The following is an 18909-nucleotide window of genomic DNA, read 5'->3' as shown; positions in this document are numbered from 1 at the left end:
CTAATCCCCACCGAAGTGGTTCATCGTTCGACTTGCATGTGTTAAGCACGCCGCCAGCGTTCGTCCTGAGCCAGGATCAAACTCTCCGTGAATGTTTTCCCGACTGTGCTCGATTAAAAGCGCGGGATGAACACCACGAGAGCGGAACAGCCGGGCGGAATAAGCCCAGCCGTTCACAGCGTCCTCGCTGTGTTTTTTCAAAGGAACCTCGCCCCAGCCGTGATGGCCGGAGACGGGGTATCAACATATCTGGCGTTGATTTTTGGCACGCTGTTGAGTTCTCAAGGAACGGTCGCTTCCTTTGTACTCACCCTCTCGGGCTTTCCTCCGGGCGCTTCCCTTCGGTCTTGCGTTTCCGACTCTATCAGATCCTTTCGGCGTCCGATTCCCGGTCGGCGGGATTGTCTTGGGCTTTGGGCTTTCGCCCGTCGGCCTTTCGACATTCACTACGTTAGCCGATTGCCTCGGGAACTCATAATCGAGTCTCGCGAGTTCGAATTCGGACGCGCGGGCGCGCCACAATCGACCCCGCCGAGGGGCTGTAGCTAGATAGTGGGTTGGCCGCTCCGGCTGCAGGCGATCGCCGTACCCGGTTCAGCGGCTCGGGCCACATTACGCACCTTCCCGGGCCGAGTCAACTTCGGCGGCGCCTCGGCACATGGGCCCGATAGGGGCTCACCGTCGGGTCGTTGATCACCCAGAAGCGCCATGGGTGGATGTCGCCGTTGCCGCCGTCACCCGCTACTCCGGTACGGGGACCGCTGCGTACCTGGTCGGAGGCCACCGGAGCACCGGTCAGCACCCTCAGCGGCGTCTCACCCGCGGCGCAGACGTCCGCGCCGTCCAGGGCGCGGCCGACCTCCAGGGCCGTGGCAAGCCGGGCCGGACCCTTGGCCAGTTCCTTGTCGTTCCGGGCCGAAAGCCGACGCTTGCGGGCCAGCTCGGCTCCCTCGATCACCTCGCCGGCGCGCAGCAGTACAGCACTGGCCCGGCCCTCGGGCCCGCAGACCAGATTCATGCAGTGCCACATCCCGTAGGTGAAGTAGACGTACACATGTCCGGGCGGACCGAACATCACTTCGTTGCGGGAGGTGCGGCCGCGGTAGGCATGCGAGCCGGGGTCGTTCGGGCCGTCGTACGCCTCCACTTCGGTGAGGCGGACGGCGATCGGACCGTCGGGAGTCGTCCGGACCAGGATGCGGCCGAGGAGGTCGGGCGCGACCTCGAGTACGGGGCGGTCGAAGAACTCTCGGGGCAGGGGCGTACGGTCCGGGGGCGCGATCATGCCGTCCGAGGGTAGTCCAGACGGGGCAGGCCGCCGGCGGAACCGGTCGTGGCCGGATCGCGTTTGTACGGGTCGAGGGTCCTTTCGTCAAAGGAGAGTCATGGCGTTCAAGAAGCTGCTCGCGAGCCTCGGGGCCGGTGGGGCCTCGGTCGAGACGGTGCTGACCGAGGTCAACGTCGTACCGGGTGGGGTGGTCCAGGGTGAGGTGCGGATCCAGGGCGGGTCCGTGAACCAGGACATCGAGGGCCTGTCCGTGGGCCTGCAGGCCAAGGTCGAGGTGGAGAGCGGCGACCAGGAGTACAAGCAGGACATCGAGTTCACCAAAGTGCGGCTCGGTGGTGCCTTCGAGCTGCAGGCGGGTGCGGTGCACTCGGTGCCGTTCGGTCTGGAGATCCCCTGGGAGACGCCGGTCACGATGATCGACGGACAGGCGCTGCGCGGTATGCACATCGGGGTGAGCACCGAGCTGCAGATCGCCCGCGCGGTGGACTCCTCCGACCTGGACCCGGTCAACGTCCACCCGCTGCCGGCGCAGAAGGCGATCCTGGACGCATTCATCCAGCTGGGCTTCCGCTTCAAGAACGCGGACATGGAACGGGGCCACATCCGGGGCACGCGGCAGCGGCTGCCGTTCTACCAGGAGATCGAGTTCCACCCGCCGTCGCAGTACCGGGGGCTGAACCAGGTCGAGCTGAGCTTCGTGGCCGACGAGCACGCCATGGACGTCGTCCTGGAGATGGACAAGAAGCCGGGTCTGTTCAGCGAGGGCTCGGACACCTACCGCTCCTTCCAAGTGGGTCTGAACGACTTCCATGGGACCGACTGGGCGGCTTACCTCAACCAGTGGCTGTCCGAGGTCGGCAGCAAGCGGAACTGGTTCTAGGCTCGGCCCCACTCAACGAGAACGATCAGGAGGTACCGAGGTGACCGAGCTCAAGCGGCGGCCGCTCCCCCACGACTTCCATCCGCCCGTGCCGTCGTTCACGGTGACGAGTGAGGACATCGAGGAGGGCGCGACGCTGGGCAGCGCCCAGGTCCAGGCGGAGGGGAACACCTCGCCGCAGCTGCGCTGGGAGGGCTTCCCCGCGGAGACCAAGAGCTTCGCCGTGACCTGCTACGACCCCGACGCGCCGACCGGCAGTGGGTTCTGGCACTGGGTCCTGTTCGACATCCCGGCCTCCGTGACGGAGCTGCCGGCCGGTGCGGGCAGCGGTAAATTCGAGGGCCTGCCCACGGGCGCGGTGCACGCGCGCAACGACTACGGGGCGAAGGACTTCGGCGGCGCCGCTCCGCCGCCCGGGGACGGCCCGCACCGGTACGTCTTCACGGTGTACGCGGTGGACCAGGAGAAGCTCGGTCCGGACTCGGACGCGTCCCCGGCCGTCGTCGGTTTCCATCTGCGGTTCCACGCGATCGCGCGCGCCCAGCTCATCGGCGAGTACGAGAACCCCGCCGAGGGCTGACGCACCGCACGAATTCGGCCGAGCGTTCATTGAACGTTTGCCCGCCTCTGGTCTTGGAAGTGATCAGGGGCGGGCCTTTTTTATTGCGTTGTCCATCTCGGCGCGCCCGTCCAGAGTTGATCCAAGCCCGCCGGGGGTGGGCAGGCGCACATGGGAGGTGGGCTGGATGCGTGACACGTTGGTCCTGAACGCGAGCTTCGAGCCGCTGTCGACAGTGACTCTGAACCGAGCCGTCGTGCTGGTCCTCCAGGACAAGGCCGTCGTCGAGCAGGCCCACCCCGAACTGCGTTTGCGCGGTGCCGATGTGGACATACCCGCGCCCCGAGTGATCAGGCTGTGCCGATACGTACGGGTGCCGTTCCGAAGACAGGCCCCATGGTCGAGGCGGGGGGTGCTGGTCCGGGACCGGCACCGGTGCGCTTACTGCGGGCGCAGGGCGACGACCGTGGATCACGTGGTGCCGCGGGCACAGGGTGGGCAGGACACGTGGCTGAACACGGTCGCCGCGTGTGCGGAGGACAACCACAGGAAAGCGAACCGGACTCCGGCGGAGGCGGGCATGGCGCTGTTGCGGGAGCCGTTCGAGCCGACGCCGGCGGATGCGATGTTGCTGGCGCTGGGGCAGGAGGATCTGACGGCTCTGCCCGGCTGGCCGGCCGCTGCCTGACCGTGCGCCGTAGGGCCGTGCGGAGTTCGCCGGCTGTGGGTGGTCCCGGGTTTCTCGCGCGTCCCCGCGCCCCGTCTTCGGGGGCGCGGGGTTACGTGTCCGTGGTCGTCAGTCGATGGACGGCTTCTCGCGGCGCTCCGTGCCGGGGCCGTGGTTCTGGGGCGGGACGGAGTGGCCACCGCCGCCCTGACCGCCGCCGAAGGGACCGAAGTTGCCCATGGCTCCGGACAGGCCCTTGAGGGCGTCGCCGATTTCGCTGGGGACGATCCAGAGCTTGTTCGCGTCGCCTTCGGCGATCTTCGGGAGCATCTGGAGGTACTGGTAGGAGAGGAGCTTCTGGTCCGGGTCGCCGGCGTGGATCGCCTCGAAGACCGTACGGACGGCCTGGGCCTCGCCCTCGGCGCGCAGAGCGGCCGCCTTGGCCTCGCCTTCGGCGCGCAGGATCTGGGACTGCTTCTCACCCTCGGCGGTGAGGATGGCCGCCTGGCGCGTACCTTCCGCGGTGAGGATCGCCGCGCGCTTGTCCCGGTCGGCGCGCATCTGCTTCTCCATCGAGTCCTGGATGGAGGTGGGCGGTTCGATGGCCTTCAGCTCGACGCGGTTGACGCGGATGCCCCACTTGCCGGTGGCCTCGTCGAGAACGCCGCGCAGGGCCGCGTTGATCTCCTCGCGGGAGGTCAGGGTGCGCTCGAGGTCCATGCCTCCGATGATGTTGCGCAGGGTGGTGACGGTGAGCTGCTCGATGGCCTGGATGTAGCTGGCGACCTCGTAGGTGGCGGCCCGCGCGTCGGTCACCTGGTAGTAGATGACCGTGTCGATGTTCACGACCAGGTTGTCCTGGGTGATCACCGGCTGGGGCGGGAAAGGTACGACCTGTTCGCGCAGGTCGATGCGGTTGCGGATGGTGTCGATGAACGGGACCACGATGTTCAGGCCCGCGTTCAGCGTCCGTGTGTAGCGGCCGAAGCGCTCGACGATGGCAGCGCTGGCCTGTGGAATGACCTGGATGGTCTTGATCAGGGCGATGAAGACCAACACCACCAGAATGACCAGGACGATGATGACCGGTTCCATCGTGTTCCCCGTGCCCCTCTCCGCCTCGGCGTCCTCGGCAGATCCCGTGCCTGTTGAAGATCTTGCTGGTCGAGTCTGACAGACGGCCGCCCAACTCGTGGGCAGGATGCTTCAGATGACGATCGCGGTGGCCCCTTCGATGTCCACGACGTCCACCTCCTGGCCCACCTCGTAGGCGCGGCCGGTGTCGAGGGAGCGGGCCGACCAGATCTCTCCGGCGAGCTTGATCCGGCCGCCGGTGCCGTCGACGCGTTCCATGACGACCGCCTGCTTGCCCTTCAAGGCGTCGACACCGGTGGCGAGTCGGGGCCGTTGTCTGTCGTGCCGTGCGGCGATGGGCCGGACCACGGCGATGAGGGCGACCGAGACGACGACGAAGGCGAGCACCTGGATCACGGCGTCGAAGCCGAGTCCGGCGACGACCGCGGCCGCGACGGCTCCGACCGCGAGCATGCCGAACTCCGGCATCGCGGTGACCACGAGCGGGATTCCGAGCGCCGCCGCGCCGACGAGCCACCACACCCATGCGGAGATGTCGTTCACATGGTCATGGTAGGGCCGCGGTCGGGCGGCGGACAGGGCGCGAACGGGGGCGGGGCGGCTCAGGACAGGGGCAGGCCCTGGGCGGTCCAGCGCTCGCCGACCTGTTCGACGACGAGCGGGAGGCCGAAGCAGAGGGAGAGGTTGCGGGAGGAGAGCTCCAGTTCGATGGGGCCCGCGGCGAGGACCTTCCCCTGACGGATCATGAGGACGTGGGTGAAGCCTGGGGCGATCTCCTCGACATGGTGGGTGACCATGATCATCGAGGGGGCGACGGGGTCGCGGGCGAGCCGGCCGAGGCGGCGGACGAGGTCCTCGCGGCCGCCGAGGTCGAGACCGGCGGCGGGTTCGTCGAGCAGGAGCAGCTCGGGGTCGGTCATCAGGGCGCGGGCGATCAGGGTGCGCTTGCGCTCGCCCTCGGACAGGGTGCCGAAGCGGCGGTCGAGGTAGTCGCTCATGCCGAGGCGGTCGAGGAAGGCGCGGGCGCGCTGCTCGTCGACGTCCTCGTACTCCTCCTGCCAGCCGGCGGTCATGCCGTAGGCGGCGGTGAGGACGGTCTGGAGCACGGTCTGGCGCTTGGGGAGCTTCTCGGCCATGGCGATGCCGGCCATGCCGATGCGGGGGCGCAGTTCGAAGACGTCGACCTTGCCGAGGGTCTCGCCGAGGATGGTGGCGGTTCCCTTGCTGGGGTACAGGTAGCTGGAAGCGACGTTCAGGAGGGTGGTCTTGCCGGCGCCGTTGGGGCCGAGGATGACCCAGCGCTCGCCCTCCTTCACCGACCAGGAGACCTGGTCCACCAGAGCCCGGTCCTCGCGGACCACGGATACGTCCTGAAGCTCCAGAACATCGCTCATGAGCGCGTTGTCTCCCCTTGCAGTGTGCCGGTCTCGGCTGTCGCGTACGCCTGTGGCTCGGGTCCGCCGCGCCGGTGGGCGCAGCCCTTATGAAATCTACGCCACGAGTGCTCCGCTCCATTCCATCGGTCCGGTCCTTAGGGTGGGGGCATGCTCACGGAACCGCGTTCAGGACGCCTTGCCGCTTGGGGAAATGCCCTTTTGGCCGGACTTGTCTCTCCGGACGACGCCGCGCTCGCCATTGTGGGCGAGGACACGGTGCACCGGGTGGAGGGGCTGCCGAGTGAGCCGGCGCCGGTCGGGCTCACGCTCGCGCTGGGGCGGCTGCGGGCGCTGGGGGTGACCGGTCTGCGGGTCGCGCTGCCGGCGCCCGGTCATCCGCTGGGGTTGAGCGGACCGCCGGAGTTCAATGCGCGGGCGCTGGAGGCCGAGGAGGCGGTGGTGTGCTTCGGTGCCCCGTTCGGGCTGGTTCCGGAGGTGTACGAGGCCGGGCCCGAGGGCGATGTGCTTGCCGAGGTGGTCTGGCACGTGCTGCCGGTGCGGGAGGCGCCGCCCGCCGACGTGCCGTCGCTGGGCGAGGCGGAGCGGGAGCTGGCGGAGGCCCTGCGGGAGGCGACCGAGGTGCTGTCGAAGCTGGATGTCACCGGGTCGGGTCCGGTGGCCGAGGCCGCGATCGACGCGTACCGGGCGCGGGCCGAGCGGGGGCGGGAGGCGCTGGCGCCGGGGTATCCGCCGCGGGCGGCTCGGGTGTTGGAGCTGGCGCAGCGGGTCGGGTTGCTGATCTCCCTCGCCTACGGCAACGGGCACGGGGGTGCGGTGAGCGCGTCCGAGATGGCAGCCCGGTCCCAGGCGCTGCGGCCGGTGGAGCGGACGGCCCGGCGGGCGCAGGTGGCGGCGTACAACTCCGTCGTGGAGGAGCGGGAGCGGGGGGCTCGCTGAACGGCGAGGGCTCCCCGAGCCGGCTCCCCGAGTCGGGGTCGCTCCAGGAGCCCTCTTGTAGTTCCTCGCGACCTCAGCCGTTGAGAGCCTGGTTTCCGAACGCCGGGTTCAGGGCGCCGATCACGTTGACGGACAGGCCGCTGACGTTGACCGGGACGTGGACGGGGACCTGGACGGCGTTGCCCGAGCCGACGCCCGCGGAGTTCGCGGCCGCGCCGCTCGCACCGGCGTCGGCGACGGCGGCACCGGCACTGGCGCCCGCGGCGATACCGGCGACGGTCACGGCGATGGCGGCCCTCTTGGCGATGTTCATGGGACGGGTTCCTCCTGCGTGTGCGTGTCCGACCCAGTCGTGGGTCGTGCCCTGACCAACGCAGGAGCCTGCGCCGGGGTACGGGAGTCCGGGTTCGAGCCCCCGTTCAGGTCACTCGGACGACAACCTGACAGGCCTCCCGGTGGGCCCGGGAGGCCTGGGCGCGGCGGCGGAATCAGTGGTTGACGCCGAGGTTGCCGAAGGCCGGGTTCAGCGCGCCGATGACGTTCACGGTGTTGCCGACCACGTTCACCGGGACGTGCACCGGGGCCTGAACGACGTTGCCCGAGACGACACCCGGGGAGTGATGGGCCTCGCCGCCGGCCCAGGCACCGTCCGTGGCGGAGGCCATCCCCGCACCGGCGGCGATCAGGCCACCGGCCACCATCGTCACGGCCGCTGCCTTCTTCAGGTTCTTCACTTTCCAACCCCTCCTGAGCGTTCACCGCGGCGATCACCGCGGCACGCACTGAAGAACGGCGGAGATCGCCGGAGGATGCGCCATCCGGGTGACATTCCCACGACGGTATGAATCTCAGTCCGGAACGGAACCTTCCGAGTTGCCGTCGGTGAGGCGTTGGGGAGGGTGTTTCAGCCGGTCACGCCATGGCGTACGGCCCACAGGGCGGCCTGGGTGCGGTCGGCGAGGTCGAGTTTCATCAGAATGTTGGACACGTGCGTCTTGACGGTCTTCTCGGACAGCACGAGCGCTCGGGCGATCTCCCGGTTGGAGCGGCCGTCGGCTATCAGGCCGAGCACCTCGCGCTCCCGCTCGGTGAGCGAACCGCCCCTTCCCTGACCCGAGTTGGACTCTTCCTGGGAGAGCAGGACGCCCGCGACCTCCGGCTGCAGCAGGATGTGCCCGGCGTGCACGGAGCGGATGGCCCCGGCCAGGGCGTCGGGGTCCACGTCCTTGTACACGTACCCGGCGGCGCCCGCGCGCAGGGCCGGGACGACCGTGCGCTGCTCGGTGAAGCTGGTGACGATCAGCACGCGCGCGGGGTTGTCGAGCTCGCGGAGCTTGCGCAGGGCGTCGATGCCGTCCGTGCCCGGCATCTTGACGTCCATGAGAACGACGTCGGGCCGCAACTCCTCGGCACGGGCGACTCCTTCGGCCCCGTCGGCGGCCTCGCCGACGACCTCGATGTCGTCCTGCACCTCCAGGAAGGTGCGCAGGCCCCGGCGGACGACCTGGTGGTCGTCGACGATCAGCACCTTGATTGCGTCAGCCACCGGGGACCTCCATCTCGATCGTGGTGCCCTTGCCGGGCGCCGATTCCACGGTCAGCGTGCCGCCGACGCCGCTCGCCCGGTCCCGCATCGAGACCAGGCCCAGGTGGCGCCCGGCGCGGCGCACGGACCTCGGGTCGAAGCCGCTGCCGTCGTCGGTGACGCGCAGGACGGCTCCGCTGCCGCGCCGGTCCACGGTCACGTCGACGTGTTCGGCGCCGGAGTGGCGCAGCGCGTTGTGCAGGGCTTCCTGGGCGACCCTCAGCAGGGCCTCCTCCTGGGCCGCGGGCAGGGGGCGGACGCCGCTGCCGTCGAAGGTCACGCGCGCGGTGTGGGCGCGGTCGAGGACCTGTGTCTGGGTGCGCAGGGTGGCGATCAGGCCGTCCTCGTCCAGGGCGGCGGGTCGCAACTCGACGACTGCGGCACGCAGTTCGTCGGCCGCCTCGGCGGCGAGCGCGGCGACCTGGTGCAGCTCGCCCTTGGCGCGGGACGGGTCGCGGTCGATCAGCGCGGCCGCCGCCTGGGCGGTCAGGCGCAGGGAGAAGAGCTTCTGGCTGACCGCGTCGTGCAGTTCGTGGGCCAGGCGGGAGCGTTCCTCGGCGATGGTCAGCTCGCGGCTGCGCTCGTAGAGGCGGGCGTTGGTGAGGGCGATGGCGGCGTGCTGGGCGAGGATGGAGAGGAGTTCCTCGTCCTCCTCGGTGAAGCCGCAACGCCCTTCCGGTTCGGGGCTCGGGGGGTGTGGGGGGTGTCCCCCCGCAGGACGCAGCTTGTTGGCGAGGAACAGGGCGCCGATGACCTCGTCGCCGTCCCTGATGGGCAGGCCCAGGAAGTCGGACATCTCCGGGTGGGCGGACGGCCAGCCCTCGAAGCGCGGGTCCTTGCGCACGTCGGCGAGGCGCTCGGGCCGGGCCTCGTGCAGCATCGCGGCGAGGATGCCGTGCTGGCGGGGCAGCGGGCCGATGGCCTTCCACTGGGCGTCGCTGACCCCGTCGACGACGAACTGGGCGAAGCCGCCGTGGTCGTCGGGGACGCCGAGGGCGGCGTACTGCGCGTCGAGCAGCTCGCGGGCGGAGGCGACGATCGTCTTGAGGACGTCGCGCACCTCGAGGTGCCTGCTCATGGCCAGCAGCGCGGAGCTGACCGCGGCGAGGCCGGACCGGGGGCCTTGGCTCATGTCCTCACGGTACCGGCGGGGTGCGACAGCGCGGATCGGACCTGTGACGGCGGGGCCCGGTCCCTGGACCTAGGGCCGACGGGGTAGGTCCCCGGGCCCCCGACGTGCGGCGTACGCCGAAGGGCCCCGCCGCTTTGCGGCCCGCGTCCGAGGCGGCGCCGGGGGTGCCGTTCCTACGTTGTGGTCACCGCCCGCCGGGGGCGGCAAGCGACGAGGGGACGGTTGTCATGCCGGTAGCGATCATCACGGGGGCCTCCAAGGGCCTGGGCCGGGCGCTCGCGGAGGCACTGGCCGCCCGGGGCTGGGATCTGGTGCTCGACGCCCGGGGCGCGGGGCCCCTGAAGGAGGCGGCGGAGGCGGTCGCCGGCCACGGCAGGCGGGTGGAGGCGCTGCCCGGGGACGTCACGGACGCAGGGCACCGGGCCGACGTGGTGGCGGCCGCACGGACGCTCGGTGGCCTCGACCTGGTGGTGAACAACGCGGGCATCCTGGGCGGCGAGCCCCTGGTCCCGCTGGACAGCCAGCCGCTGGACGGTTTCCGGGCCGCGCTGGAGACCAACGTGGTGGCTCCGCTGGGGCTGCTGCAGGAGGCATTGCCCCTGTTGCGCACGGCACCCGCCGGGGCGGTGATCAACGTCAGCTCGGACGCGGCGGTGGAGGCCTACCGGACGTGGGGCGCGTACGGGGCGACGAAAGCGGCCGTGGACCAGCTCTCCGCCGTGCTCGCGGTCGAGGAGCCGGGACTGCGGGTGTGGTGGGTGGATCCGGGCGGCATGCGGACGGACATGCTGGCCGCCGCGGAGCCCGGCGAGGACCTGTCGGGGACACCGGCGCCCGGGGAGGTCGCTCCTGCCTTCCTCCGGCTGCTCGCCAAACGCCCGGCCGGCGGCCGGTACACCGCGGCGGCGCTGCTGGAGGCGCTGTGACCGTCGTCGTGCGGGTGCCGGACGAGTTGTCCGCGCGGGTGCCGGCCGAGCAGCGGGGGCCCGGCCTGGACCGGGACGCCGTACGGCTGCTGGTGTCGCACGGCACCGAGGTGACGCACCACGCGTTCGCCGAGCTGCCGCGACTGCTGCGGGCCGGGGACCTGCTGGTGGTGAACACCTCGCCGACCCTGGCCGCAGCCGTGGACGGGCGGATCGGGCACGCGCGCGTAGTGGTGCACTTCTCCACGCGCGGGGACGACGGGCGGTGGGCGGTCGAGCTGCGGGACCCGGACGGGCGCGGCACCACGCGCGCGCGTAAGGAGAGCGGGGCGCGCAGCGCTCCTCGCAAGGGCGGCGGGCGACGGGAGGGCGGCCCCACGGGCACGGAGGTGAGGTTGCCCGGCGGGGCGCTGCTGGTGCTGGAGGAGCCGCTGAGCGGGCGCGGTGAGCGGCTGTGGTGGGCGCGTCCGGACGGCGCGGAGGTCCTTCGGGTGCTGCGGGAGCACGGGCGGCCCATCCGCTACTCCTACACGGAGCGGGACCAGCCGCTGTCCGTCTACCAGACGGTGTTCGCGCTCCCCTCGCCGGACGGGGCGGGCAGCGCGGAGATGCCGAGCGCGGCGCGGCCCTTCACCGCGCGGCTGGTGGCGGAGCTGGTGAGCCGGGGGGTGCGCCGATCACGCTGCACACGGGGGTGGCCTCGGCGGAGGCGCACGAGCCGCCGTATCCGGAGCGGTTCGCGGTGCCGACGGCGTCGGCGCGGCTGATCGACTCCGCGCGGGCGGGAGACGGCCGGGTGATCGCGGTCGGGACGACGGCCGTGCGGGCCGTGGAGTCGGCGACCGGGCCGGACGGGGTGGTGCGGGCGGCCGAGGGGTGGACCGATCTGGTGGTCACGCCCGAGCGCGGGGTAAGCGTCGTGGACGGGCTGCTGACCGGGCTGCACGAGCCGGAGGCCTCGCATCTGCTGATGCTGGAGGCGGTCGCGGGGCGGCCCGCGGTCGAGCGGGCCTACGAGGAGGCGCTGCGCGGGCTCTACCTGTGGCACGAGTTCGGGGACGTCCATCTCGTCCTGCCCCCCGGAGACCCTCACAGAGCGCATTGCGACGGCAACTCCTGGTGAGACCACCGTGCCAGCCGTGTGAGCCCGCGCATAGGGCGCACATCACGTACGAAAGGGCATAGGAGATAAAGCGTCCCCACATGAACGGGGCAGATGGCTCAATCTGTCCCGTTTTGCCCTTCCCTGATCCACTACCCGGGATCGTACGTCACACCTTTGCCTGGGCATTTTGCGCCCGCTAAGAATTGCTTTCGTCGCTCAGCGCCGTGGGTTTCGGCCCGCGGCGTTCGTGTGGGAGGAGCCGATTCCCCCGGCGGACGCAGGAGCGACCTCCGCGCTAACGAAGAGGTCCATCAGCCATGCCCAAGAACATCCTCAATCGCCGTCTCAGTCGTACCGTGACGAAGCAGCAGAAGATCGCGATCGCCACTGTCGGTGCGCTCGGCGCCGCCGCCCTCGCCTTCTCGGCCGTCCCCAGCAGCGCCGCGACCGTCACCACCGGTGCCCCGGCCACTACCGCCCAGGTCGCCGCCGCCCCGCAGGTCAAGAACGTCAAGGGCACGCTCACCGACCAGCTCGCCACCGAGACCGTCAAGCTCGACACCTTCGCCGCCCAGAAGAAGGCGGAGGCCGACGCGGCCGCCAAGAAGCAGGCCGAGGTGAAGCAGAAGGCCGCGGCCGAGACCGAGGCGAAGCAGAAGGCCGCGAAGCAGAAGGCCGCGGCCGAGGCCGCCGCCAAGAAGGCCGCGCAGGAGCGCGCCGCCAAGGCGGCCGCGAGCCGTTCCGCGCAGCGCATCACGATGCAGCCGGTCGCCGCGAAGACCTACGCCAACAACCTCGACGGCTGGATCCGGCAGGCGCTGGACATCATGAAGGCCAAGGGCATCCCGGGCAGCTACAACGGCCTGCACAAGAACATCATGCGGGAGTCCTCGGGCAACCCCCACGCCATCAACGACTGGGACGTCAACGCGGTCAACGGCATCCCGTCCAAGGGCCTGCTGCAGGTCATCCCGCCGACCTTCAACGCGTACCACGTCGCCGGCACCTCGTGGAACATCTACGACCCGGTCGCCAACATCACCGCCGCCGCCAACTACGCGGCCGACAAGTACGGCTCGATCGACAACGTCAACAGCGCGTACTGAGGTCGGCGCGGACCTCTGACGTAACGCGGAAGGGCGGTACCCCTCGGGGGGGTACCGCCCTTCGCGTGTGCGACCGCGGTTACTTCCGCATGACCTCCGGCTCGTGCCGGCGCAGGAAGCGGGCGACGAAGAAGCCGCAGACCACACCGAGGACGATCAGCGCGACCATGTCCAGACCCCAGGCCGAGGCCTGGTGGTTCCACAGCGGGTCGGTGCTGCCCGGGTCGTCGGTGTTCGGTGCGATGTTGTTGAAGTCCAGCGTGGCGCCGGCGGCGGCCACCGCCCAGCGCGACGGCATCAGGTACGAGAACTCGTTGACGCCGAGGGTGCCATGCAGGGTGAAGAGGCAACCCGTGAAGACGACCTGGATGATCGCGAACATCACCAGCAGCGGCATGGTCTTCTCGGCGGTCTTCACCAGCGACGAGATCACCAGGCCGAACATCATCGAGGTGAAGCCGAGCGCCATGATCGGCAGGCACAGTTCGAACAGCGTCGAGCCGCCGAGCACCAGTCCCCGGTCGGGGATCTCGCGGCTGGAGAAGCCGATCAGGCCGACCATCAGCCCCTGCAGCACGGTCACGGCCCCGAGCACGACCACCTTGGACATCAGGTACGCCGAACGGGACAGGCCGGTCGCGCGCTCCCGCTCGTAGATGACCCGTTCCTTGATCAGCTCACGGACGGAGTTCGCGGCGCCGGCGAAGCACGCGCCGACGGCGAGGATCAGCAGGACGGTGGTGGCGGTGCCGTTCGGCACGGGCACGCCGGTGTTGCGGTTGACCGGGTTCACCAGCAGGCCGCGGTTGTGGTCGATCAGCAGGCTGACCGCGCCGAGAACCGCCGGCAGGATCACCGTGAGCGCCAGGAAGCCCTTGTCCGAGGCGATGACCGTCACATAGCGCCGGATCAGGGTCATCAGCTGCGAGCCCCAGCCCTGCGGCTTGGGCGGCTTGATGGCCTGCGGCGGAGGCATGTGTACGGACTGCGGGGCGACCGCGTCGATGTCCGCGGCGTACATCTGGTAGTGCTGCGAGCCCTTCCAGCGGCCCGCCCAGTCGTAGTCGCGGTAGTTCTCGAAGGCGGAGAAGACGTCGGCCCAGCTGTCGTAGCCGAAGAAGTTCAGCGCCTCCTCCGGCGGCCCGAAGTACGCGACCGCACCGCCCGGTGCCATCACCAGCAGCTTGTCGCACAGTGCCAGCTCGGCCACCGAGTGGGTGACCACGAGGACCGTACGGCCGTCGTCGGCGAGGCCGCGCAGCAGCTGCATGACGTCACGGTCCATGCCCGGGTCGAGACCCGAGGTCGGCTCGTCCAGGAAGATCAGCGACGGCTTGGTGAGCAGCTCCAGGGCCACCGAGACCCGCTTGCGCTGGCCGCCGGAGAGCGAGGTGACCTTCTTGTCCTTGTGGATGTCCAGCTTCAGCTCGCGCAGCACCTCGTCTATGCGGGCGTCGCGCTCGGCGGCCGTGGTGTCGGCCGGGAAGCGCAGCTTGGCCGCGTACTTCAGGGCCTTCTTGACGGTCAGCTCCTTGTGCAGGATGTCGTCCTGCGGGACCAGACCGATGCGCTGGCGCAGCTCGGCGAACTGCTTGTAGAGGTCGCGGTTGTCGTACAGCACCTCGCCCTGGTTGGCGGGCCGGTAGCCGGTGAGCGCCTTCAGCAGGGTCGACTTGCCGGAGCCGGACGGGCCGATGACCGCGATCAGGGACTTCTCCGGGACGCCGAAGGAGACGTCCTTCAGGATCTGCTTGCCGCCGTCGACCGTGACGGTCAGGTGGCGCGCGGAGAAGGAGACCTCACCGGTGTCGACGAACTCCTCGAGGCGGTCGCCGACGATGCGGAACGTGGAGTGGCCGACGCCGACGATGTCGTTCGGGCCGAGCAGCGCCGTACCGCCCTTGGCGATCGGCATACCGTTGACATACGTGCCGTTGTGCGAGCCCAGGTCACGGATCTCGAAGCGGCCGTCGGGCGTGGCGTGGAACTCGGCGTGGTTGCGGGAGACCTGCAGGTCGGAGACGACCAGCTCGTTCTCCAGGGCACGGCCGATACGCATCACGCGGTCGAGCGAGAACTGGTGGAACGTGGTCGGGCTGCGGTCGCCGTAGACCGGCGGCGCCCCCGCGCCACCACCGGGCGTCTTCTGCGCGTACTGCTCCTGCGGACCGCTCTGCTGCTGCGGGAACGACGCGGGCTGCTGCTGCGGGAACGGCGCCGGCTGCTGCGGCTGTTGCCAGTCCGTCTGCGGCGTCTGCTGTGCCCAGCCCGGACCCGCGCCCTGGGCGGCGTACGGTGCCGCCTGCGACTGCTGCTGGGGCTGGACGCCCGCGGCGCCGGAGAGGTTCAGGCGCGGGCCGTCGGTCGCGTTGCCGAGGTGCACCGCCGAGCCGGGGCCGATCTCCACCTGGTGGATCCGCTGACCCTGCACGAAGGTGCCGTTGGTGCTGCCGTGGTCCTCGATGACCCAACTGCGACCGTTGAAGCTGACCGTGGCGTGACGCCAGGAGACCCTGGCGTCGTCGAAGACGATGTCACCCTGCGGATCGCGTCCGAGGGTGTAGGGCCTGGACGCATCGAGCGTCCAGGTCCGTCCGTTTGATTCCAGTACGAGTTCCGGCACTCCATGCCCCACTGAGTTGTCCCCCGAGTTGTCCCCATCGCAGGGAGTCTAGGGATGTCGAACATCGTGGGGAACTATTTCAGGCTCGGCCCCGTGACCGAAAGCCGGGCCTTGCGAAGGGCGCCGGTGCGCGCTTCAACTCGCCCCGTTGACGGGGTTGAAACCGGACCGGAGAGTGGTAATCCCCGCGAGGGGGACAAGCGCGGCTGCGGTGCCGCGGGTCGGGGGGTCTGCCATGAGCGCTGCCACGGGCGTCGAGACGGCACGGCACGGCACGCCGCTGCCGTGGACGGACATCCTGCTGTCCGCGATCGCCGCGGTGAGCTGGGCGTTGATAGGGATGGCCGGAACGGCCGCACTGGGTCTGCACCTGCTGCAGGCCGACGCGGCGGGCTCACTCGGCCCCATGACAGCGGCCGTTGTGGCGCTCGGGGCGGGTGGTTCGGTCTCACCGTCGGGCGATGTGTCCGCTTTCGGACTGAAGGGCGCCGAGGCCCACACGGCCGTCGAGATCACGCCACTCGGGGTGAGCTTGGTCGGCGCCCTGCTGCTGTCATGGTTCTTCCTACGGTCCCTGCGCGCGGCCGGAGTTGCGATCGCGCCGTCCGAACTCCTGGCGCGCGCGGGCGCCGTTGTCGCGCTCTTCGTGGCGACGCTGGGCGGCCTGGCCTGGGCGGGGCACGACGTCATCACGATCGACGGCGGCTCGCTCGGTCTGAACCGGCTGCCCGGCGGGGGCGGCAAGGGGGGCGGCCTGAACATTCCCGGCCTGGGGGACGTCGGCGGGCTGCTGCCGGACCGGATCGGCGATCTGATCCACGCGAAGGCCGCCGTGGGTTTCACCGTGGACACCGCACCCACCCTCCTCGGCGGCCTCGGCTGGTCCGCCGGCGTCCTGCTGATCGCCCTGCTCGCCTCCCGCCGCACTCCCCTGCCGCCCGGCTGGGAGGCAGTGCACCGGGTGGTGCGGCCGGCCGTCTCCGCGCTCGTCACCGTGCTGCTCGTGGCCGTGGCCGCCGGGCTCGCGGCGGCGGTGTACGCGGCGATCGGCGACGGCCATCCGCGCCGGATCGCGGGCGCGGCCCTGCTGGGCGCCCCGAACGGCGTGTGGCTCGGCATCCCCGTCGGCCTGTTCGTCCCCTGGGACGGCAGGGCCACCGGCGTCCTGGGCACGCTGCTGCCGCACCCCCTCGACCGGCTGCTGAGCACGAAGCCGGACCAGCCCGTCACGCTCGGCCGGCTGGCCGAGCTGGACGGGCGGGTGTGGCTGCTCGCGGTGGCGGCGGCGCTCATGATGCTGCTGGCCGGGGTGCTGACGGCGATGCGGACACCGGTGCACGGGCAGGGCGGTGCGGCGGGGTTCGCCGGGCGCTGCGCTCTGCGGCTCGGCATCGCGACCGCGCTCGCCCTGCCCTTCCTCGCCTGGCTGGCGGACGTCTCGGTGGGCGCCTCGCTGTCCGTACTGGGCTTCGACGCCTTCGGCGCGGGCATCGAACTGCACGGGCACCTGGGCATGGCGCTGCTCCTGGGCGCCGTGTGGGGGGCGGGGGCCGGGGCGGCGGGAGCGCTGCTCGCCCGGACGACGGGGGCGGCGGGGGCGCGGGCACTGTGGCCGCGACGGGGCAGGGCGGTGGTGGAGGACGGCGGCGGGGACTCCGGGTACGCCGGGGACGGCGGAGGGGGCTCCGGGCGGTCCGGATACGACGCCGGGGGCTCCGGGCGGTCCGGGTACGGCAGCGGGACCGGACCGTACGTGCCGAGCAGTCCGTACCGGCCACCGAACCCCGGCACCAATCCCTACCTCAAGGTGCCGGAGGAACTGCGGGCGGAGCCCGAGGACGCGCGGCCGCCGTCGGCCGGGGACGACGTCTACGGCGCCCCCACCATCGCCCGCCCCCTCGGCCCGCCTCCCCCCGTCCCCAGGGGCCGTCCCGGCGCGCGCCCACGTGATCGCGCTCCGGATGCGCCGGCTGCACCGGATGCACCGGGAGAGGGGCCACCACCACCTCCCCCACTGCCACCGCGTCCCCCACGGAGGCCGAGGAGGTGAGCCGGTGCCGCCGTGGCGGCAGACGCGCCCGTTGCCCCCCGTTCGGGCCATCTCCTTGAAGCTGCCCCTCGCACCGCCCGTCGCGGAAGCTGGGCCTGGGCTGCCCGGCGAGGGCATCGTCCGGGCACTGCCCATCGGGGCCTTCGCCGTGGCACAGTCGTGGTGGGGCCGGAGCCGTGGCGCCGGGCGGGCGTCGGCCGGAGGCAAGATGCACGACATCGGCCGGTCACCCATTGTTCCGTGTCCGTCAGGCGGACCTCGCGGGCGGAAGGCACTGGGTGCCGGATACGGTGGTGACACCATGAGCGCTTCGCAGACCCCCGAGGTCCCCACTCTCCTCGTCAAGATTTTCGGCAAGGACAGGCCGGGCATCACGGCCGGCCTCTTCGACACCCTTGCCGCCTACCTCGTCGACGTGGTCGACATCGAGCAGGTCGTCACCCGGGGCCGCCTGGTCCTGTGCGCGCTGGTCACTCAGCCGCCGGCCGGCCTCGAGGGCGATCTGCGGGCCACCGTGCACAGCTGGGCCGAGTCGATGAAGATGCAGGCGGAGATCATCTCGGGGCACGGCGACAACCGTCCGCGCGGTCTCGGGCGCTCCCTGGTGACGGTGCTCGGCCACCCGCTGACCGCCGAGTCGACGGCCGCCATCGCCGGCCGGATCGCCAAGGCCGGCGGCAACATCGACCGGATCTTCCGCCTGGCCAAGTACCCGGTGACCGCCGTGGAGTTCGCCGTTTCCGGCGTGGAGACCGAGCCGTTGCGCACGGCCCTGGCGTCCGACGCGGCGGCACTGGGTGTCGACATCGCCGTGGTCTCGGCGGGTCTGCACCGGCGCGCCCAGCGGCTGGTGGTCATGGACGTGGACTCCACCCTCATCCAGGACGAGGTCATCGAGCTGTTCGCCGCGCACGCCGGCTGCGAGGACAAGGTCGCCGAAGTGACGGCGTCGGCGATGCGCGGAGAGCTGGACTTCGAGCAGTCGCTGCACGCGCGCGTGGCGCTGCTGGAGGGGCTGGACGCCTCGGTGGTGGAGAAGGTGCGCAACGAGGTACGGCTGACGCCGGGCGCGCGCACGCTCATCCGCACGCTGAAGCGGCTCGGCTACCAAGTCGGTGTCGTCTCCGGTGGCTTCACCCAGGTCACGGACGATCTGAAGGAGCGGCTGGGGCTGGACTTCGCGCAGGCCAACACGCTGGAGATCGTCGACGGGAAACTGACGGGGCGGGTCACCGGCGAGATCGTGGACCGCGCGGGCAAGGCGCGGCTGCTGCGCCGGTTCGCTGCGGAGGCCGGTGTGCCGCTGTCGCAGACGGTGGCGATCGGCGACGGTGCCAACGACCTGGACATGCTGAACGCGGCCGGTCTCGGTGTCGCCTTCAACGCCAAGCCGGTGGTCCGCGAGGCCGCGCACACGGCGGTGAACTTCCCCTTCCTGGACACGGTCCTGTACCTGCTGGGCGTCACCCGCGAAGAGGTCGAGGCGGCCGACACCCACGACGAGGGCTGAGCCGCCTGGAAACGGGTCGCGCACCGGATGCGAGGAGGGCCCGGCACCAC

Annotated in this window: 17 protein-coding genes, 1 rRNA gene and 1 pseudogene; 9 read left to right on the top strand and 10 right to left on the bottom strand. The window is 70.8% G+C overall.

Features of this window, described 5'->3' with window-relative positions; genetic code table 11:
- Both ACFZDC_RS27705 and ACFZDC_RS27700 read right to left on the bottom strand, forming a co-directional pair.
- A 16S ribosomal RNA gene (locus ACFZDC_RS27705) occupies nucleotides 1–92 on the bottom strand; the annotation flags it as partial.
- A 542-nt stretch (nucleotides 93–634) separates the two neighbouring features.
- A complete protein-coding gene (locus ACFZDC_RS27700) occupies nucleotides 635–1285 on the bottom strand; it encodes a DNA-3-methyladenine glycosylase (RefSeq protein WP_391328116.1) in 651 nt (216 codons plus the stop codon).
- A gap of 100 nt (nucleotides 1286–1385) precedes the next feature.
- Here ACFZDC_RS27700 and ACFZDC_RS27695 point away from each other — a divergent pair, with 100 nt between their 5' ends.
- The 3 genes from ACFZDC_RS27695 to ACFZDC_RS27685 all read left to right on the top strand — a co-directional run bounded on the left by ACFZDC_RS27695 (nucleotide 1386) and on the right by ACFZDC_RS27685 (nucleotide 3415).
- A complete protein-coding gene (locus tag ACFZDC_RS27695) occupies nucleotides 1386–2168 on the top strand; it encodes a sporulation protein (protein ID WP_391328114.1) in 783 nt (260 codons plus the stop codon).
- Between the two features lie 40 nt (nucleotides 2169–2208).
- Complete coding sequence (locus tag ACFZDC_RS27690; protein ID WP_391328112.1) at nucleotides 2209–2748, top strand: YbhB/YbcL family Raf kinase inhibitor-like protein; 540 nt, start codon at nucleotides 2209–2211, stop codon at nucleotides 2746–2748.
- A 166-nt stretch (nucleotides 2749–2914) separates the two neighbouring features.
- Nucleotides 2915–3415, top strand: a complete 501-nt coding sequence (locus tag ACFZDC_RS27685) for an HNH endonuclease (RefSeq protein ID WP_391328110.1) — start codon at nucleotides 2915–2917, stop codon at nucleotides 3413–3415.
- Between the two features lie 108 nt (nucleotides 3416–3523).
- Here ACFZDC_RS27685 and ACFZDC_RS27680 read toward each other — a convergent pair whose 3' ends face one another.
- The 3 genes from ACFZDC_RS27680 to ACFZDC_RS27670 all read right to left on the bottom strand — a co-directional run bounded on the left by ACFZDC_RS27680 (nucleotide 3524) and on the right by ACFZDC_RS27670 (nucleotide 5883).
- A complete protein-coding gene (locus ACFZDC_RS27680; RefSeq protein ID WP_391328109.1) occupies nucleotides 3524–4489 on the bottom strand; it encodes an SPFH domain-containing protein in 966 nt (321 codons plus the stop codon).
- Nucleotides 4490–4600: 111 nt separating this feature from the next.
- Nucleotides 4601–5032, bottom strand: coding sequence for an NfeD family protein (locus ACFZDC_RS27675; protein WP_391328108.1), 432 nt, complete (start codon nucleotides 5030–5032; stop codon nucleotides 4601–4603).
- A gap of 59 nt (nucleotides 5033–5091) precedes the next feature.
- Nucleotides 5092–5883 (bottom strand): ATP-binding cassette domain-containing protein, encoded by a 792-nt coding sequence (locus tag ACFZDC_RS27670; RefSeq protein ID WP_391328107.1) that lies wholly within the window; start codon nucleotides 5881–5883, stop codon nucleotides 5092–5094.
- 150 nt (nucleotides 5884–6033) lie between these two features.
- Here ACFZDC_RS27670 and ACFZDC_RS27665 point away from each other — a divergent pair, with 150 nt between their 5' ends.
- Nucleotides 6034–6822 carry a hypothetical protein gene (locus ACFZDC_RS27665; protein WP_391328105.1) on the top strand — a complete coding sequence of 263 codons (789 nt, stop codon included), beginning with the start codon at nucleotides 6034–6036 and terminating at the stop codon, nucleotides 6820–6822.
- Nucleotides 6823–6895: 73 nt separating this feature from the next.
- Here the strand turns inward: ACFZDC_RS27665 and ACFZDC_RS27660 are convergent, their stop codons facing one another.
- The 4 genes from ACFZDC_RS27660 to ACFZDC_RS27645 all read right to left on the bottom strand — a co-directional run bounded on the left by ACFZDC_RS27660 (nucleotide 6896) and on the right by ACFZDC_RS27645 (nucleotide 9539).
- Nucleotides 6896–7135, bottom strand: a complete 240-nt coding sequence (locus ACFZDC_RS27660; RefSeq protein WP_391328103.1) for a chaplin family protein — start codon at nucleotides 7133–7135, stop codon at nucleotides 6896–6898.
- A 175-nt stretch (nucleotides 7136–7310) separates the two neighbouring features.
- Nucleotides 7311–7556 carry a chaplin family protein gene (locus tag ACFZDC_RS27655; protein WP_391328101.1) on the bottom strand — a complete coding sequence of 82 codons (246 nt, stop codon included), beginning with the start codon at nucleotides 7554–7556 and terminating at the stop codon, nucleotides 7311–7313.
- A gap of 170 nt (nucleotides 7557–7726) precedes the next feature.
- Nucleotides 7727–8368, bottom strand: coding sequence for a response regulator (locus ACFZDC_RS27650; RefSeq protein WP_391328099.1), 642 nt, complete (start codon nucleotides 8366–8368; stop codon nucleotides 7727–7729).
- On the bottom strand, nucleotides 8361–9539 hold the full coding sequence (locus tag ACFZDC_RS27645; RefSeq protein ID WP_391328097.1) for a GAF domain-containing protein: 1179 nt from the start codon (nucleotides 9537–9539) through the stop codon (nucleotides 8361–8363). Before ACFZDC_RS27645 ends, ACFZDC_RS27650 begins: the two co-directional genes overlap by 8 nt.
- Nucleotides 9540–9766: 227 nt before the next feature.
- Between ACFZDC_RS27645 and ACFZDC_RS27640 the strand changes: the two genes are divergently transcribed.
- From ACFZDC_RS27640 to ACFZDC_RS27630, 3 genes and pseudogenes are all read left to right on the top strand, one after another.
- The gene (locus ACFZDC_RS27640; protein WP_391328096.1) at nucleotides 9767–10465 is read left to right on the top strand and encodes an SDR family NAD(P)-dependent oxidoreductase; all 699 of its coding nucleotides are present in this window, start codon (nucleotides 9767–9769) and stop codon (nucleotides 10463–10465) included.
- Nucleotides 10462–11588 (top strand): annotated as a pseudogene (locus ACFZDC_RS27635) (S-adenosylmethionine:tRNA ribosyltransferase-isomerase). The gene ACFZDC_RS27640 and the pseudogene ACFZDC_RS27635 overlap by 4 nt, the downstream one beginning before the upstream one ends.
- A gap of 299 nt (nucleotides 11589–11887) precedes the next feature.
- A complete protein-coding gene (locus ACFZDC_RS27630; protein WP_391328094.1) occupies nucleotides 11888–12676 on the top strand; it encodes a transglycosylase SLT domain-containing protein in 789 nt (262 codons plus the stop codon).
- Between the two features lie 79 nt (nucleotides 12677–12755).
- Here the strand turns inward: ACFZDC_RS27630 and ACFZDC_RS27625 are convergent, their stop codons facing one another.
- On the bottom strand, nucleotides 12756–15311 hold the full coding sequence (locus ACFZDC_RS27625) for an FHA domain-containing protein (protein WP_391328092.1): 2556 nt from the start codon (nucleotides 15309–15311) through the stop codon (nucleotides 12756–12758).
- A 223-nt stretch (nucleotides 15312–15534) separates the two neighbouring features.
- Between ACFZDC_RS27625 and ACFZDC_RS27620 the strand changes: the two genes are divergently transcribed.
- Together ACFZDC_RS27620 and serB are read left to right on the top strand one after the other, a co-directional pair.
- Nucleotides 15535–17349, top strand: a complete 1815-nt coding sequence (locus ACFZDC_RS27620) for a streptophobe family protein (protein ID WP_391328090.1) — start codon at nucleotides 15535–15537, stop codon at nucleotides 17347–17349.
- Between the two features lie 301 nt (nucleotides 17350–17650).
- Complete coding sequence (serB, locus tag ACFZDC_RS27615) at nucleotides 17651–18859, top strand: phosphoserine phosphatase SerB (RefSeq protein ID WP_391328088.1); 1209 nt, start codon at nucleotides 17651–17653, stop codon at nucleotides 18857–18859.
- The last annotated feature ends 50 nt before the right edge of the window (nucleotides 18860–18909 follow it).

The sequence above is a fragment of the Streptomyces sp. NPDC007905 genome (assembly GCF_042959345.1).
Classification (GTDB): domain Bacteria; phylum Actinomycetota; class Actinomycetes; order Streptomycetales; family Streptomycetaceae; genus Streptomyces.
The sequence above is the reverse complement of the archived record's forward strand: the minus strand, read 5'-3'. Positions and strand labels throughout refer to the sequence as shown.